We start from the raw sequence: 16,654 nt of genomic DNA, 5'->3' as shown, positions 1-16,654 counted from the left end.
ATCAGTCCCCTCTCCCGCACGCGGGAGAGGGTTAGGGTGAGGGCGAAGGAAAAGCGAGGAAAATCAATCCCCCAGCAGCACCGACTCCAGCGCGATCTTAATCATATCGTTGAACGTCGTCTGACGCTCTGCCGCGGTGGTTTGCTCGTGCGTACGGATATGATCCGACACGGTACAGATGGTCAGCGCTTTGGCACCAAACTCTGCCGCCACACCGTAGATGCCGGCCGCTTCCATCTCCACACCGAGAATGCCGTACTTCTCCATCACGTCGAACATCTGCGGGTCCGGCGTATAGAACAAATCAGCGGAGAAGATGTTACCAACGCGCGCGTCCACGCCCAGCGCTTTAGCCGCGTCAACCGCGTTACGCACCATGTCGAAATCCGCGATGGCGGCAAAATCGTGATCCTTGAAACGCATGCGGTTAACTTTTGAATCGGTGCAGGCACCCATACCAATCACCACATCACGCAGTTTCACGTCTGCACGCACGGCACCGCAGGAACCCACACGAATGATCTTCTTCACGCCGAAATCGGTGATCAGCTCTTTGGTGTAGATCGAGCAGGATGGAATACCCATACCGTGGCCCATCACGGAGATTTTGCGGCCTTTGTAAGTCCCGGTGAAGCCCAGCATGCCGCGTACGTTATTCACTTCGACCACATCGTCGAGGAAAGTCTCGGCAATGTGTTTTGCACGCAGCGGATCGCCTGGCATCAGCACCACGTCCGCGAAATCGCCCATTTCGGCATTAATATGAGGAGTTGCCATTGTTGTTCTTCCTTATCAAAAAGTGGTGGCTGTTTTACAGCAAGCTTTTGCCGTAGTCCATGCTGGACAGGCCAAAATAGCTGGCGATGGTCTGGCCGATATCGGCGAAAGTATCGCGGTAACCCAGCGAGCCCGGTTTTACTTCTGGACCGTAGATCAGAATCGGGATGTGCTCGCGCGTGTGCTCTGTGCCATGCCAGCTCGGATCGCAGCCGTGGTCAGCGGTGAGGATCAGGATATCGCCCTCTTTCACCAGCGCCATCAGCTCCGGCAGACGGCGGTCAAACAGCTCCAGCCCACCGGCATAACCGGCGATATCGCGGCGATGGCCCCAGGTCGAGTCAAAATCGACGAAGTTGGTGAACACTATCGAGTTGTCCGGCGCCTTCTTCATCTGCTCAATGGTGGCGTCAAACAGCGCATCCAGACCGGTGGCTTTAACTTTTTGCGTGATGCCCTGCTCCGCGTAGATATCAGCGATTTTACCCACTGAAATCACTTCGCCGCCCTTCTCATCCACCAGCTTTTTCAGCATGGTCGGTGCCGGTGGTTCGACCGCCAGATCGTGACGGTTACCGGTGCGCTGGAAGTTACCGGCTTTATCGCCGACAAACGGACGCGCGATTACGCGGCCAATGTTATAGCCGCCGTTGGTCAGCTCTTCACGGGCAATTTCACACAGCGCGTACAGGCGATCGAGGCCAAAGGTCTCTTCATGACAGGCAATCTGGAACACCGAATCTGCCGAGGTGTAGAAAATCGGCTTGCCGCTTTTCATATGCTCCTCGCCCAGCTGGTCGAGAATTACCGTGCCGGAGGAGTGGCAGTTGCCGAGGTAGCCCGGCAGATCGGCGCGTTTTACCAGCGTATCCAGCAGCTCCTGCGGGAAGCTGTTCTCTTTGTCGCTGAAATAGCCCCAGTCAAACAGCACCGGCACCCCGGCGATTTCCCAGTGGCCGGACGGCGTATCTTTGCCCGAAGAGAGTTCGCTGGCGTAGGCGTAAGCGCCGATAATTTCCGCCTGCGGATCCAGTCCCGGCGGGAAGCGGCCGGTAGAGAGTTCCGCCGCTTTGCCAAGGCCGAGCGCGGTCATGTTGGGCAGATGCAGCGGACCTTCGCGGCCTTCATTGGCGCGGCCTTCAAAGCACGCTTCGGCGATATGGCCGAGCGTATCCGATCCTTCATCACCGAATTTATCGGCGTCTTTGCTGGAACCAATCCCGAAGGAGTCGAGAACCATAATAAAAGCACGTTTCATGCAAGTCTCCTGCGCCATAGCGCGATGACAAGTCAAAAAAAAGCGATCAGATCAGTATACCCGAACGGCCGCTGCCTGGCACGCAGTTACGCCACTATTCGCTGATGCGGCGATACACCACCGGCGTGGCCTGCGGAGCATGGTCGCTGAGCGTTATCGCCGCTTTCACTGCCGCTGCAGCCTGCTGCCATTGCGCTTCCGACGCGGCATGAATCACCGCCAGCGGCTGCTGCGCATTGACCTCACTGCCCAGCGTGATCATGTCGCTGAGGCCCACGCTGTAATCAATGCTGTCGCTGGCGCGCTGACGGCCACCGCCCAGCGCCACCACCGCCATGCCCAGCGCCCGCGTGTCCATGGCGCTGACGATGCCGGGACGATCGGCGTACACCGCTTTGCTCAGCATCGGTGCCGGCAGGTAGCGGTCCATCTGCTCGATGAAATCCGTCGGGCCGTTCTGCGCCGCCACCATGCGGGCAAACACCTCAGCCGCTTTACCGTTATCCAGCACCTGCTGCAATTTTTGCCGCGCCTCGGCTTCGTTCGCCGCCAGCTTGCCGGAGATCAGCATCTCGGCGCACAGCGCCAGCGTGACCTCCAGCAGCCGCGGATTGCGCGCCTCGCCGGTGAGGAAATGCACCGCTTCGCGCACTTCCAGCGCATTACCGGCGCTCGACGCCAGCACCTGATTCATGTCGGTGAGCAGCGCGGTGGTTTTGCATCCCGCGCCGTTGGCAACGCCGACAATCGCCTGCGCCAGCTGCTGCGAGGCCTCAAAGGTTGGCATAAACGCCCCGGATCCGACTTTGACATCCATCACCAGCGCGTCTAATCCTTCGGCTAATTTTTTGGCGAGGATCGAGGCGGTGATCAGCGGTATGGAATCCACGGTGGCAGTGATATCGCGCGTGGCATAGAACCGCTTGTCCGCCGGCGCCAGCGAATTAGTCTGACCGATAATGGCAACGCCGACCTGTTTGATGATCTGGCGGAAGCGATCGTCGCTGGGGAAGATATCGAAGCCGGGAATGGCTTCCAGCTTATCCAGCGTGCCGCCGGTGTGACCGAGGCCGCGCCCGGAAATCATTGGCACGTAGCCGCCGCAGGCCGCCACCATCGGACCCAGCATCAGCGAAGTGACATCGCCCACGCCGCCGGTCGAGTGTTTATCAACAATCGGTCCGTTGAGATTCAGCGCCTGCCAGTTGAGCACCGTGCCGGAATCGCGCATCGCCATGGTCAGCGCCACGCGCTCTTCCAGGTTCATGTCGTGAAAATAAATCGTCATCGCCAGCGCGGCGATTTGCCCTTCAGACACGCTGTTATCACGCACGCCGTTGATGAAAAAGCGGATTTCCGCTTCGCTCAGCGGCTGACCGTCGCGTTTTTTACGAATAATTTCTTGTGGCAGGAACAAGGTTGCCTCCCCGGAAAAGCGATGTATCGCTGAATGACAGCCGCCAGATGCGCAGCAATGCGCACCTGACGGCAGTGACACCGTGGGCCGCCATTGTGGCGACCGCGTGAATCAATAACCGGCTTTGCTGGTCGCCGTAGCGTGGCCCAGGGTATTCAGCAGGCTGGCTAACAGGCTGGAAGCGCCGAAGCGGAAATGACGCGCATCCGCCCAGCCGCTGCCGAGGATATCGTCGGCCAGCTGCAGGTAGATAGCGGCATCTTCCGCCGTGCGCACGCCGCCAGCCGGTTTGAAGCCCACCTGCTGCTGCACGCCTTTGTCACGGATTACCTGCATCATGATCGCCGCCACCTCTGGCGTGGCGTTGACCGGTACTTTACCGGTAGAGGTTTTGATGAAATCCGCGCCAGCATCGATCGCGATTTCGGACGCCGCACGAATCAGCGCTTCCTCTTTCAGCTCGCCGGTTTCAATGATCACTTTCAGCAGCACGTTCGCCGCCGCGCAGGCCTCTTTACAGGCTTTTACCAGCGCAAAGCCGACGTCACGATGACCGGCAATCAGCGCACGGTACGGGAACACCACGTCAACTTCATCCGCGCCATAGGCGATTGCCGCACGGGTTTCCGCCAGCGCGATGTCGATGTCGTCATTACCGTGCGGGAAGTTAGTGACGGTCGCGATACGAATTTCCGGCGTGCCCTGCTCGCGCAGCGTTTTACGTGCAATCGGGATAAAGCGCGGATAGATACAGATCGCCGCCGTGTTACCGGCTGGTGATTTCGCCTGATGGCACAGCGCGATCACTTTTTCATCGGTGTCGTCTTCATTCAGGGTGGTCAGGTCCATCAGTTGCAGCGCGCGCTGCGCGGCCGCGTTCAGATCGGTCATGGTGCTCTCCAAAGTCAGGCCGGTGAAATCTGCTCACCGGAGAATGTGATAATTATAACAACCCACGCCGCGTGAAATTGCGAGACTTGTCACAAGGAAAAGGAAGCCGCGCTCTGATATACATGCAATTAGCGATTTTTATCACATTAAATCGTTATTTTGCCGAACAGCGCGGCACGATACGATTGTGATTATTATCACAAATGTTGCTGCAAAAAGGTATCGGATATCGTTAAAGCGTAGTTAATTTGCGACAGAGCGGGAGTTGTCAGCACATCATCAGAAGTGGCAGAGGCGTTGCAGCGACGCGATTCATCGCGCAATAAATTGTGCCGCTGGCAAAACTGCAACGGCGATTAACCGTGACGGCGCTATTAGATGAAGTGAAGGGGCGGCAGGCGCAGGATCAATACTCAATCCGGCAGCGCGAACAAACGCAGGCTGTTGTGCCACAGCGCGTCGGCGATCTCATCGGGCGGTTCCGGGCGCAGCTGGCACAATACTTCGAACACATTACGCGCGCGCTCCGGGCGATTTGGCTGGCCCTGAAAACCGTGCAGCGGCATATCCGGCGCATCGGTTTCCAGCAGCAGCGCCTGCAATGGCAGGCTGGCGATGGTGTGGCGGGTTTTGCTGGCGCGCGCATAGGTAATGGTGCCGCCGACACCAATCGCGTAGCCAAGGGCGATGAAACGCTCCGCCTGCTGCTGGCTGCCGGCAAAGCCGTGCACCACGCCGCGTCGCGGCACGTCGTGACGGCGCAGATGCTGCGCCAGCTGATCGTGCGTACGTCGCGAATGCAGGATCACCGGCAAATCATAGCGCCTTGCCAGCTTCAGCTGCGCCTCCAGCAGCCGGGTTTGCCGCGCAAAATCCGGCGCTTCCATATACAGATCCAGCCCGATTTCCCCGATCGCCACGCGTTTTACATCCGGCGTTTGCAGGTACTGCTCAAGGCGATCGAGATCGTCATCCTGATGTTGCGCAATATTGATCGGGTGCAGCCCGAGCGCGCTATACAGCGCCGGATGCTGCTGCGCCAGCTGGCTCACCACGGCAAAACGGCTGGCATCCACGCACGGCACGATGATGCGTTCCACGCCCGCCTGCGCCGCCTGCGCGATACTCTGTTCGGCAGCGGTGACAAATGGCGGAAAATCAAAGTGGCAGTGGGTGTCGATAAATCTCATGCCAGCGATCCTGCATCGTAGTCGGCGTCATTACCCGCCAGCGGCGGCGTGCTGACCGGCCGGTTATCCGGCGCGTTGGCGACGGCGGCAGGCGGCGTCACGGCAATCGGGCGCGCCAGCGGTTCAGCATCGCTCAGCCACTGGCCCAGCGTCGCCAGGAAATAGCGCCCGCTGCGGCGGCCCAGATGATAATCCTGATTCAGTGACGCCAGACGACTGCCCAGCGCCATGCTGGCCAGCGGCTTTGGCGGAAAGATTTCAATGATGCGCAGATTATCCGGCGGCTGTTCAATAAACTGCTGAATCTGGCGGTAGCTCTCTTCGTGCTGATGAAGGATATTGATCATCGGCTGCAGGGCGCTGTCGCTCAGCCAGCGCTCCATGCGTTTAAACCACTTCGGCGTATACGCCATCTGTGACGGCACGGTACGGATCACCACAATGGTATCGGCGCCACGCCGCGCCGCTTCGCGCACCGGAATGGCGTCGCTGATGCCGCCGTCGAGATAGCTCACGCCATCCATCAACACGCCGCTGCGGTAGAAACCGGGGATCGCGCTGGAAGCCTTAATGATGTCATGCCAGGTCAGATTGGTGGGATTGAAATACTGCGCGCTGTAATCATCGCTGCGGCAGGCGCACATGTAAAATTCGCTGCCTTTGGCAAACAGGCTTTCGGCGCTGCTCAGCGCCAGCGGGAACTCCTGTTTAGTGATATCGACCAGCCAGTCGAGATCGATCAGGTGGCCACCGCGCACAAAACGCAGCGGATCGAAAAACAGTTTACTGGTGGTATATCGGGTAATCACGCGCCGCGCATAACCGGGCTGAGCACAGACAAAGGCTGAGAGATTTTGTGCCCCGGCTGAGGTGCCGAGCATTAACTGAAAGGGGTTAAAGCCTGCGCGCTGAAATTCATCCAGTACGCCCGCCGTGAAGATGCCGCGTTGCCCGCCGCCTTCGCAGACCAGCGCGATTTTTTTGGATTTGAATGGCGTGAGTGCCAGTGGCTCAAAGGTGTCCAGCGACACCGGGATGCGTATTCCCAATGGATGTCCCTCAGTGTTTGCTGCTCTGAGGGAGGCGCTCAATCAGCATCCCGGAGAACCAGTCATTGTCGTTCCCTGACCAACCGCATCCTGCAATCGTCGCGGCGCACCTTCAATGGTGGCAATGACTGGCCTCCGCTTTATGTGACTAGCGGGTTAACATGGTTAACGCAGTGGGTCAGGGTCGTTTGCGCCCGGTAAACAGGCTCACGAGGAACAGAATAATACCGACAATAAAGACAATTTTAGCTGCCCATGCTGCCGTACCCGCCAGACCGCCAAAACCTAATGCTGCAGCAATCAGAGCGATGACCAGAAAGATAATACCCCAACGAAACATAAGCCTCTCCTTTACCATAGTGAAAATCGAACTGCTTATTCTTCACATCACTGTTTTTAATACGGAACGGCACCGTTGGTGATGCCGTTCCGGTTGCGTTAAGATTTCACCTTGAGGTCATTCTTCACGCTTTTCACGCCTTCAATGGCTTTGGCGATCTTCTCAGCCCGATCGGACTGGGCCTGATTCGCCACTTCCCCGGACAGCTGTACCACGCCATCGGTGGTTTCCACCTTCACGTTGCGCGATGGCACAATGTCATCTGCTAAAAGTTTAGCTTTTATTTCACTGGTGGTTGCTGCATCACCTGCATAACCTTTCAATGAACTCTGTTTGCTGTCTCTGACGTGTAGTTTGTCGCTGACGGATTTAACCCCTTCCACCTTCTGCACCAGCGCCACAGCCTTCTCAGCCTGGTCCTGCGAGGTGACAAAACCGCTCAGCGTAACCACGCCCTGCTGCGTTTTGACCGAGATATCCGTACTTTTAATCGCTTCATCGTCCACCAGCGCGGCTTTGGCTTTGGCGGTGATGCCGCTGTCATCCATAAAGCCATCGACTTTTTTCATAGAACTATCGATTTTGGAACCCGCGCTGCTGCTGGTATCAGCCGCCATTGCCGCGCCGCTTAACAGCGCAGTACCGGCCAGTGCAGCAATCAGGGTTTTAGCAATCTTAGTCTTATTCATCGATATCATCCTTCTATCAGTTAACCCACTCGCAACCGCGAATGCGCCAGCAACACACCACGTTGCTGCGTGATGGACGTAATCAGACCCACAGGTCCGTTTTCTCGTCCGACAGAATAATCATAGTAGGGATTACAGCTTTTGCTGGCTTTTGTGGTTGATATCTCGCCAAAAAGCGATAACCGCAGCGCAATTAAGAGGAGTCTGTATCGGAGAAAACCGGGCGGCAGAAAGCAGCAGCCCGGTGAAGACGGCGAACTTAGTGCTCGCGCGTTTTACGGAAGGTCACGTCAGGATAGCGCTCCTGCGTGATGTTGAGGTTGACCATGGTCGGGGCGATATAGGTGAGGTTGTCACCGCCATCGAGCGCCAGGTTGATCTCGTTTTTGCGCTGGAAATCGTCGAACTTCTTCGCGTCGCTGCACTCAACCCAGCGGGCGGTCGACACGTTGATGGCCTCGTAAATCGCCTCAACGTTGTACTCGCTCTTGAGACGCGCCACGACCACATCAAACTGCAGCACGCCCACCGCACCCACGATCAGATCGTTGTTGTGCACCGGACGGAACACCTGCACGGCGCCCTCTTCCGACAGCTGGACCAGCCCTTTCAGCAGCTGTTTCTGCTTCAGCGGATCGCGCAGGCGAATGCGACGGAACAGTTCCGGAGCGAAGTTCGGAATACCGGTGAACTTCATGGTTTCGCCCTGGGTGAAGGTGTCGCCAATCTGGATGGTGCCGTGGTTATGCAGGCCGATGATATCGCCCGGATAAGCTTCCTCAACGTGCGAACGGTCGCCCGCCATGAAGGTCAGCGCGTCGGAAATCACCACATCTTTACCGGTACGCACCTGACGCAGCTTCATGCCCTTCTCATATTTGCCGGACACCACGCGCATAAAGGCCACGCGGTCACGGTGTTTCGGGTCCATGTTGGCCTGAATCTTAAACACGAAGCCGCTGAACTTCTCCTCTTTGGCTTCGACTTTGCGGGTATCGGTCTGGCGCGGCATGGGCGCCGGCGCCCAGGCAACCAGACCATCCAGCATGTGATCGACGCCAAAGTTGCCCAGCGCGGTACCGAAGAACACCGGCGTGATTTCGCCGCTCAGGAACAGCTCTTTGTCGAACTCGTGCGATGCGCCCTGCACCAGCTCCAGCTCGTCGCGCAGCTGCTGCGCCAGCTCTTCGCCGACGGCCGCGTCCAGTTCCGGGTTCGCCAGCCCTTTTACCACGCGCACTTCCTGAATCGTGTGGCCTTTGCCGCTCTGATACAGGTAAGTTTCGTCGTTGTAGAGGTGATAAACGCCTTTGAACAGCTTGCCGCAGCCAATCGGCCAGGTGATCGGCGCACAGGCGATTTTCAGCTCGCTCTCGACCTCATCCAGCAGCTCCATCGGATCGCGAATGTCGCGGTCCAGTTTGTTCATAAAGGTGATGATCGGCGTGTCGCGCAGACGGGTCACTTCCATCAGCTTGCGGGTACGATCCTCAACCCCTTTCGCGGCGTCGATCACCATCAGGCAGCAGTCCACCGCCGTCAGCGTACGGTAGGTATCTTCCGAGAAGTCTTCGTGCCCGGGGGTATCCAGCAGGTTAACCAGGCTGTCGCGATACGGGAACTGCATCACCGAGGTGGTGATGGAGATACCGCGCTGCTTCTCCATCTCCATCCAGTCTGATTTGGCATGCTGGCTGGAGCCGCGACCTTTAACGGTACCGGCGGTCTGGATCGCCTGTCCGAACAGCAGGACTTTTTCGGTGATTGTGGTTTTACCGGCGTCCGGGTGCGAGATGATCGCAAAGGTACGGCGGCGCGCCACTTCTTCTAAAAAGGGAGCAATAGACATGAGTGAATTCTTCTTCAGGGCAACGCGCGAGCGGCGCGCTGCGAATAAATCATTCCGGAGCCAGTCCGGCGGATAACGGTACCAATGCGACGCATGCGCGTCGGGTCACAGCAGGGTGTGTGCGATCTACATTGGCGGCAGTCCGGTTATCCCATCAGCATTGAGGCGGCATAGCATACAATATTTCAGCAGGCGGGGGAATCTGCGGCAGGATGAGACGATGCTCGCGCAGTTCAGGACATGTCTTGTAAACACTAAGCGATGTCTGACTGAGAATGCCTGTCCGTAACCGTCACCCCGGCAAGGACAGCAAAATGACTCTACAGCTTAACCAACATACCTACAGCCCGTCGCACCGAAACGCCGCCCTGTCGTCGCCCGCGCAGATGTACCGCAAACCCGGCGAGATGCTGCTGATGAATAAGCCGGATACCCCAGTCGTGCCAGCCACCGGCCGCGCTGATTTTTCCCGCAGCAGCCTGCCGGCGCACCTGCATTATCTGCTCACGCCGCGTCCCGGTTTTTCTGCCGGTCAGCATTTTGTCCCGGAGTATCCGTACATGCTGGACGCCGCGCTGTCGGCCACCGCCCGCCGGGGCGCGGTGTCGTTAGCACCGTATCACGCCGACAGTGACAAGTGCGCGCTGGTGATTGAGCGGCAGACGCTGGTGAAGTTTGATCTGCCGCCGCTGCACGATTTGGTGCTGAGCTACATCGGTCTCAACACCTACTTTAGCGAAGTGCGCTTCTACAACCGTGCCGGACGCATCGTGGCGTTTCGTCGCCTGAACGCCAGCAAAAAGCGCCACGAAGTGTTCTGCTTCGCCGGCATGAAGCCGGTCTCAATGGTGATTGAGACCAGCCAGCACAGCTCGATTTTGCTCGATGAGATGGTGTGGAACCAGACCGTAGGCGCGGGCGCGCGCTGAGGCGCGTTACCCCAGCATGCGCACCACTGCCGCCTTGAAGATTTTCACACCGATCTCCAGCGAATTCAGCTCAAAGCGCATCTGCGGGTGATGCAGTCCCGGCACCAGATTGGTTCCCAGCCCCCAGAAACCGGCTTTCACCTGCGGATTTTTCACCGGATAGTAGAAGAAATCCTCGCTGCCCGGCGTGGTTTTCGCCGCCAGTAATCCCTGCTCGCCGAGCACATCGACAATCGCGGCGCTCAGCAGCGCGGTGGCATCGGCATCAATTTCCGCCGCCGGCATCTCTTTCAGCACCACCACTTCAGCGGTTGCGCCCAGCGCGGTCACGCTGTGCTGAATCGCCTGGCTGACTTTCTCTTTAAGCAGTTCCATCGGCGCGTTCTCCTGCGAACGCAGATCCCACACCACGCGCGCCTCGTCCGGCACCGAGTTGGTCACGCCGGCGTCGCACAGGAAGCGCGTCGCTTTTACGCTCCAGGTGAGGCCCGGTGCCAGATGAATGCTGTTCACCGCCTGCACCGCCTGGACTGCCGCATCAAGCGCATTGACGCCCAGATGCGGTCGTGCGGCATGGGCCGGAACACCTTTAATGGTGGCCTCCAGCGTGCTGCACGCTGAATAGATCACCGCAGGCGTCGCCTGCCCGACCTGGCACTCCTCCAGCGGGCGCAAATGGAAGCCGAGGATCATCTCCACGTCATCCAGCGCGCCGCCCTCAATCATCGCCAGCGCGCCGGCACCCAGCTCTTCAGCCGGCTGGAACAGCAGCTTCAGCCGCCCTTTTTTAATAGCGCCTTCCTGCAGCAGCTCCTGCGCGGCGGTCAGCACCACCGACGAGTGGCCGTCATGGCCGCAGGTATGGCGGGCGCAGGCAACGCCGTCGATCACGTGCCCGAGCGCATCCATGTCGGCGCGCAATGCCAGCACCGGGCCGGGCACGCCGCTGTCGATCTCCGCCACGATGCCAGTGGTCTGGTTGATGCCGCGCGTGACCTTAATGCCAGCCTGTTCCAGCTGGCCGGCGATGTAGGCCGAGGTTTTAACTTCCTGAAACCCCAGCTCGGGGATTTCATGCAGAAAATGGTAGTGATCGAGAACTCTGGACACCGTTTCGCTCCTAAACAAAAAAACGCATCACGAACATAGCGATAACCGCATTGATAATGCTGGTGAGCATCAGCAGCGGCCAGTATTTTTTCGGCACATCGGCGACGCCCAGCAGGCGGCCCATGTACTGCAACTGCGAACCCATGAGAAAAATCGCCGGCGCGAGGATAGTGATGTCGGTACCGCTCAGCAGACCTTTCGCCATCAGGCTCACCGCCACCCCGACGCTGGCCGAGGATGACAGCCACGCGGTCAGCAACACGGTGATCGCCTCGCCGGGCAAACCGAAAATCCCCATCAGCGGTGCAAACGCGTGGCCAAGAAACTGCATGATGCCGAGCAGATTCAGCACTTCCGCCAGTACGTAGGCCATCACCACATTGGGCATCAGATTGTGAATAGCAATATGGAAGCCTTTACGCGCGCCGACAATAAAAATATCAAACGGATTATTATTGACCCGCGTCTGTACATTATTTGACATCAGCAAAATCCTTCTTATAAACACTGTTTAACACAAAACGGACAAATGCCGCACCGACGAATTTCAGCACAAACATCAGCAACAGCGGAATAATGATCGGCGCACTCATGGACGCAAATAGCGCCGAACCAATGGCAAAATAATTATTGATCAGTCCGGCACCGGAATATTGCCAGGCGCTCATCACCACCAGCTCTTTTTTACCGATTTGCTGCTGATCCGCCATCTCTTTGGTGAGCGCCGCGCCGGCATCGGTACTTTGCAGATCGGTAATCAGCGCCAGGCCGCAGCGTCCCGGCAACCCCATTAGCGGTTTCAGCAGTGGCGTCAGCAGCGTGTGGGCGGCACGAATCGCGCCGTAGTGGGTGAAAATCTCCAGCACGCCCAGCGCCAGCATTACAGTAGGTGCCAGCGACAGCGCGAACAGGAAGCCGGCTTTGGCGCTGATGCCACCGGCGCCGAGAAAGGTGGAACCTGACTCTTTGATAGTGCCAAAGCTGCCGCCCAGCGTGGTGAAATCAAACGCGCCCAGCCAGCCAAAGCCTTCGACCTTATAAAGCAAACCGGAAAAAAACAGTATTGCCAGTATCAGCGCGAGATAATTTCCGGCGCTCGCCGTGACCGTTTGTGGCGCGGCCATGATTTTTTCTTCAGACATCTTTTCTCCTGCTGGCCCTATTTCTGCCAGACGTGGTTGCAATATACGGAACTATTAACCAAGCAGGATTTATGCCAACGCGCACTTTCTTTAATTTCGCTATGGCTAATTTTGTTCAGTAACAAGCAGCAGCCGGAATAAGCGTTTATATCGCCGTGCCAGGTTTATTGCTGGTCGCGCCAGTGCTTATTTTATCGGCGGGTTGACTGGCGAAGAAGTGATCGGTGCGGTTGTACGCTGCACCGCCAGCAGGCAACGCAGCTGCACTAAAACAGTGCTGCGGACTGTGAATGAAAATTAGTCAAAGTTGAGAATTCTTCGCATTCAACTAGCGGAATAATTCCATTTATAATCAATAAGATAAATTCAACTTTTTTACGAAAAAACCTTCACAAAAAAGTATAGATTGATGCATAATTCGCCGTACTTCACCTGAGAAATTAAAAAGGACTCAGCCATGTTAACCGCTGAAATGACCTCACGCCTGAACGACCAGCTTAACCTCGAATTCTTCTCCGCCAACCTCTATCTGCAGATGAGTGCCTGGTGCAGCGACAAAGGCTTCGAAGGTGCCGCCTGCTTCCTGAAAATGCACTCGCGCGAAGAGATGCAGCATATGCAGAAGCTGTTTGATTACGTCAGCGATGCCGGTTCACTGCCGGTGCTGGGCAGCATCGCCGCGCCGGCGGTAAGCTGGAACTCGCTGAATGATGTCCTGGAAGAAGCGCTCAAGCACGAGCAGCTGATCACCAGCAAAATCAACGAGCTGGTGCACGCCGCGCTGACTTCGCAGGATTACTCCACCTTTAACTTCCTGCAGTGGTACGTTGCCGAGCAGCACGAAGAAGAGAAGCTGTTCAAAACCGTGCTGGACAAGCTGGCGCTGGTGGGCAACAAAGGCGAAGGTCTGTTCCTGGTGGACAAAGATCTGGGCCGCATGAACGTCGAAGGCCACGGCCAGTAAAAATAATAAAGATTATGCACAGCAGCATGCACAACGCCCGACCCTGTCGGGCGTTTTTTTGTGCTTACTCCAGCGCCTTCAGTCTGAGCTCCGACGGCTGTGGCCGGCCAAACAGGTAGCCCTGAAACAGCGTACAGCCCTCTTCGCGCAGGCGGACAAACTGCTCATTACTCTCCACGCCCTCTGCGGTGATCTGAATATCCAGGCTGCGGCTCATGCCGGTAATCGCGCGGATGATCGCCAGCGCCTCGCGGCTGTCGCCCATATCATTGATAAATGACTTGTCGATTTTGATCTTATCGAACGGGAACGAACGCAGATAGCTGAGCGACGAGTAGCCGGTGCCGAAGTCGTCGAGCGCAATCTGCACGCCCAGCGTTTTCAGGCTCTGCAGCGTACGGATATTGCCGAGCGTATCATCCAGCAGCACCGATTCGGTGATCTCCACCTCCAGCCGATGCGGCGCCAGGCCGGATTCGCGCAGCGCGCCCTCCACCACCGACACCAGCGAGCTGTTCTTAAACTGCAGCGGCGACAGGTTGACCGAGACCGACTGTTCGGTTTCCCAGCTCTGCGCTTCGCGGCAGGCTTCGTACAGCGCATAGGCGCCGAGCATATGGATCAGCCCGGTCTCTTCGGCAATCGGAATGAAGTCATTCGGCATGATCAATCCTTTGATCGGATGATGCCAGCGCATCAGCGCCTCATAGCCAATGATGCCGGTCTCGTTGGTGATCGGCTGATAGTAGAGCTTGAGCTGCCGTCCGGTGATCGCCTCGCGCAGATCGTTTTCGATCACCCGGCGGCTGCGCGCCACATTATCCATCTCCAGCGTAAAGTGCTCATAGCGGTTACGGCCGTTACGCTTGGCTTCATACAGCGCCATGTCGGCGCAGCGCAGCATATGTTCCGGCGTATTGGTGGCCTGCGAGGTCAGCGCGATGCCGACGCTCAGCCCGACCGACAGGTTGTGGCCTTCAACATTCACCGGCGGGCGGATCGCCTCGATCAGGCGCTGCGCCACAATCGCAGCCTCATCGGCATTCCGCACGTTGGGCAGCACGATGGCAAACTCATCGCCACCGATGCGCGCCAGCGTGTCCTGATCGCGCAGTACGCTGCGCAACCGCTTCGCCACCACCCGCAGCAGATCGTCACCGATCTGATGCCCCAGCGCATCGTTCACGTTCTTGAAGTTATCCAGATCGAGACACAGCGTGGCGCTGGTCTGGCCCTGCTGCTGATCGACACGCAGCGCCTCGCTCAGCTTCTGGCGAAACAGGATGCGGTTCGGCAGGCTGGTAAGATTATCGTGATGCGCCATGTGACGAATGCGCGCATCGGCTTCGCGCTGATCGGTGACATCTTCCACAATCAGCATCACGTAATTCTGCCGCATGTCTTTGCCGCTGATGGTAGTGGCGCGGGTGTGCAACACCCGCTCACCGCCGGCGGTCAGTAACAGCTGCTCGCGCGCGTGAATGCCTTCGCTGCGCAGCGCGATATCCGCCAGGCTGTTGAAGTAATCACTCAGTTCCGCCGACATACATTCGTGTGGCCGCTTATGCATAATCAGCGACTTACTGAAGCCAAACAGCTGCTCGGCTTTGTCATTGACCATCAGGATTTCGCGGCTGATGGCGTCTTCGACGATCACGCAGGAGGGAATGTTGCTGATGATGGTGTCGAGGAAGCCGGAAAGCTCCGACATTTTGGCGCTCTGCGCCTGCGCCAGATCGCGCGCGCGCAGCAGCTGCTGCTCGTGCTCACGCCGCTCGGTGACGTCGCGGGTGATCTTGGCAAAGCCGATCATTTTGCCCTCTTCATCATGAATCGCGTCAATCACCACATGCGCCCAGAAGGCGGAGCCGTCTTTGCGGTAGCGCCAGCCCTCGTCCTCAAAGCGACCGGTTTTCAGCGCGATGCCCAGATTGGCATCCGGCGTGCGTGCCTGACGTTCCGGTGAGCCGTAGAACACGGAGAAGTGCTGGCCCACGATCTCGTCAGCCATGTAGCCTTTGGCGCGCTGCGCGCCGGCGTTCCAGTTCACCACCCGGCCCTGTAAATCCAGCATGTAGATGGCGTAATCCGTCACGCCTTCCACTAACAGGCGGAAGGTTTTCTCGTATTCACGCTGCTTGCGCAGCAGCGCCTGCTGTTCGGTGCAGTCGCGGGTGATTTTGGCATAGCCGATCAGTTTGCCGGCGTCATCGCGAATCGCGTCGATGATCACATGCGCCCAGAAGGCGCTGCCATCTTTGCGATAGCGCCAGCCTTCGTCTTCAAAGCGACCGGTTTTAAACGCGGTGGTCAGGTTGCGTTCCGGGATATGGTTCAGGCGATCCTGTGCGCTGTAGAAGCGCGAGAAGTGCTGACCGACAATCTCTTCGGCCACGTAGCCTTTGGCGCGCTGCGCGCCGGCGTTCCAGTTTTCGACGTTGCCGTCAAGGTCGAGCATGTAGATGGCGTAGTCCGTTACGCCTTCAACCAATAAACGGAAACGCTGCTCCTGTTCCTGTTGTTTACGCTGCTGCGCCTGCTGTTCGGTGCAGTCGCGGGTGATTTTGGCAAAGCCCAGCAATTCGCCGTACTCATCGCGGATGGCGTCGATCACCACGTGCGCCCAGAAGGCGCTGCCGTCCTTGCGATAGCGCCAGCCTTCGGTTTCATAGCGCCCGGTGGCGGTGGCGATGGCCAGACCGCGCTGCGGCGCGCCGTTGCGCCGATCCTCTTCACTGTAAAACAGCGCAAAATTCTTCCCGACAATCTCTTCGGGGGTATAGCCTTTGGCGCGTTGCGCCCCGATGTTCCAGTTAGCCACCGTGCCATCCGGCTTAATCATGTAGATGGCGTAATCCACCACGCTCTGCACCAGTAGCCGGTACATTACGTCAGAGTTATTGTTCATTGTTGTTCGCCTATGCTGGCCTGGTCTCGATGCGCAGTTAAGATAATTCTTAATCTTCAGGCAGACTTAAACGCAAAAGCGCATCGCTTACAAGCGCAAATCATCCGCAGACAAAAGTTGGTAGTGTGGTTATCGGCAGTG

Annotated in this window: 15 protein-coding genes; 2 read left to right on the top strand and 13 right to left on the bottom strand. The window is 57.7% G+C overall.

Going from position 1 to position 16,654, the window contains the following annotated elements; translation table 11 throughout:
• Positions 1–63 precede the first annotated feature (63 nt).
• From deoD to prfC, 9 genes are all read right to left on the bottom strand, one after another.
• Positions 64–777 carry a purine-nucleoside phosphorylase gene (deoD, locus tag H7K56_RS13950; protein ID WP_021507654.1) on the bottom strand — a complete coding sequence of 238 codons (714 nt, stop codon included), beginning with the start codon at positions 775–777 and terminating at the stop codon, positions 64–66.
• 34 nt (positions 778–811) lie between these two features.
• The gene (gene deoB / locus H7K56_RS13945; RefSeq protein WP_021507655.1) at positions 812–2,035 is read right to left on the bottom strand and encodes a phosphopentomutase; all 1,224 of its coding nucleotides are present in this window, start codon (positions 2,033–2,035) and stop codon (positions 812–814) included.
• Between the two features lie 94 nt (positions 2,036–2,129).
• Positions 2,130–3,452 carry a thymidine phosphorylase gene (deoA, locus tag H7K56_RS13940; protein WP_088516047.1) on the bottom strand — a complete coding sequence of 441 codons (1,323 nt, stop codon included), beginning with the start codon at positions 3,450–3,452 and terminating at the stop codon, positions 2,130–2,132.
• A 111-nt stretch (positions 3,453–3,563) separates the two neighbouring features.
• Positions 3,564–4,343 (bottom strand): deoxyribose-phosphate aldolase, encoded by a 780-nt coding sequence (gene deoC / locus H7K56_RS13935; protein WP_058759551.1) that lies wholly within the window; start codon positions 4,341–4,343, stop codon positions 3,564–3,566.
• Positions 4,344–4,756: 413 nt separating this feature from the next.
• The gene (locus H7K56_RS13930) at positions 4,757–5,533 is read right to left on the bottom strand and encodes a TatD family hydrolase (protein WP_150361212.1); all 777 of its coding nucleotides are present in this window, start codon (positions 5,531–5,533) and stop codon (positions 4,757–4,759) included.
• Positions 5,530–6,582, bottom strand: a complete 1,053-nt coding sequence (locus tag H7K56_RS13925) for a patatin-like phospholipase family protein (protein ID WP_031279725.1) — start codon at positions 6,580–6,582, stop codon at positions 5,530–5,532. The genes H7K56_RS13930 and H7K56_RS13925 overlap by 4 nt, the downstream gene beginning before the upstream one ends.
• Positions 6,583–6,760: 178 nt before the next feature.
• Positions 6,761–6,922: a DUF1328 domain-containing protein gene (locus H7K56_RS13920; RefSeq protein WP_007893192.1), complete on the bottom strand. Its 162-nt coding sequence runs from the start codon at positions 6,920–6,922 to the stop codon at positions 6,761–6,763.
• Positions 6,923–7,020: 98 nt separating this feature from the next.
• Positions 7,021–7,611 (bottom strand): molecular chaperone OsmY, encoded by a 591-nt coding sequence (osmY, locus tag H7K56_RS13915; RefSeq protein WP_021507660.1) that lies wholly within the window; start codon positions 7,609–7,611, stop codon positions 7,021–7,023.
• 259 nt (positions 7,612–7,870) lie between these two features.
• Positions 7,871–9,460, bottom strand: coding sequence for a peptide chain release factor 3 (gene prfC / locus H7K56_RS13910; protein ID WP_021507661.1), 1,590 nt, complete (start codon positions 9,458–9,460; stop codon positions 7,871–7,873).
• 314 nt (positions 9,461–9,774) lie between these two features.
• Between prfC and H7K56_RS13905 the strand changes: the two genes are divergently transcribed.
• Entirely contained in the window at positions 9,775–10,389 is a 615-nt protein-coding gene (locus H7K56_RS13905; RefSeq protein WP_150361210.1) for a hypothetical protein, read from the top strand.
• Between the two features lie 6 nt (positions 10,390–10,395).
• Here H7K56_RS13905 and H7K56_RS13900 read toward each other — a convergent pair whose 3' ends face one another.
• Genes H7K56_RS13900 through H7K56_RS13890 form a run of 3 tightly spaced genes read right to left on the bottom strand, consistent with a single transcriptional unit; the run spans position 10,396 to position 12,641 of the window.
• Positions 10,396–11,499: a M20 peptidase aminoacylase family protein gene (locus H7K56_RS13900; RefSeq protein ID WP_150361209.1), complete on the bottom strand. Its 1,104-nt coding sequence runs from the start codon at positions 11,497–11,499 to the stop codon at positions 10,396–10,398.
• Positions 11,500–11,509: 10 nt separating this feature from the next.
• Positions 11,510–11,983, bottom strand: a complete 474-nt coding sequence (locus H7K56_RS13895) for a YjiG family protein (RefSeq protein ID WP_021507664.1) — start codon at positions 11,981–11,983, stop codon at positions 11,510–11,512.
• Positions 11,973–12,641, bottom strand: a complete 669-nt coding sequence (locus tag H7K56_RS13890) for a nucleoside recognition domain-containing protein (RefSeq protein ID WP_150361207.1) — start codon at positions 12,639–12,641, stop codon at positions 11,973–11,975. Before H7K56_RS13890 ends, H7K56_RS13895 begins: the two co-directional genes overlap by 11 nt.
• A gap of 457 nt (positions 12,642–13,098) precedes the next feature.
• Here H7K56_RS13890 and ftnA point away from each other — a divergent pair, with 457 nt between their 5' ends.
• Positions 13,099–13,605, top strand: a complete 507-nt coding sequence (gene ftnA / locus H7K56_RS13885; protein ID WP_150361205.1) for a non-heme ferritin — start codon at positions 13,099–13,101, stop codon at positions 13,603–13,605.
• Positions 13,606–13,669: 64 nt separating this feature from the next.
• On the opposite strand, the gene H7K56_RS13880 is transcribed toward ftnA, so the two are convergent.
• A complete protein-coding gene (locus tag H7K56_RS13880) occupies positions 13,670–16,513 on the bottom strand; it encodes a sensor domain-containing protein (protein WP_031279726.1) in 2,844 nt (947 codons plus the stop codon).
• Positions 16,514–16,654 lie beyond the last annotated feature (141 nt).

Origin of the sequence: Pantoea dispersa (assembly GCF_014155765.1) — a bacterium.
Classification (GTDB): Bacteria; Pseudomonadota; Gammaproteobacteria; order Enterobacterales; family Enterobacteriaceae; genus Pantoea; species Pantoea dispersa.
Note: the sequence above shows the minus strand (reverse complement) of the source record. Positions and strands in the feature narration are given on the sequence as shown.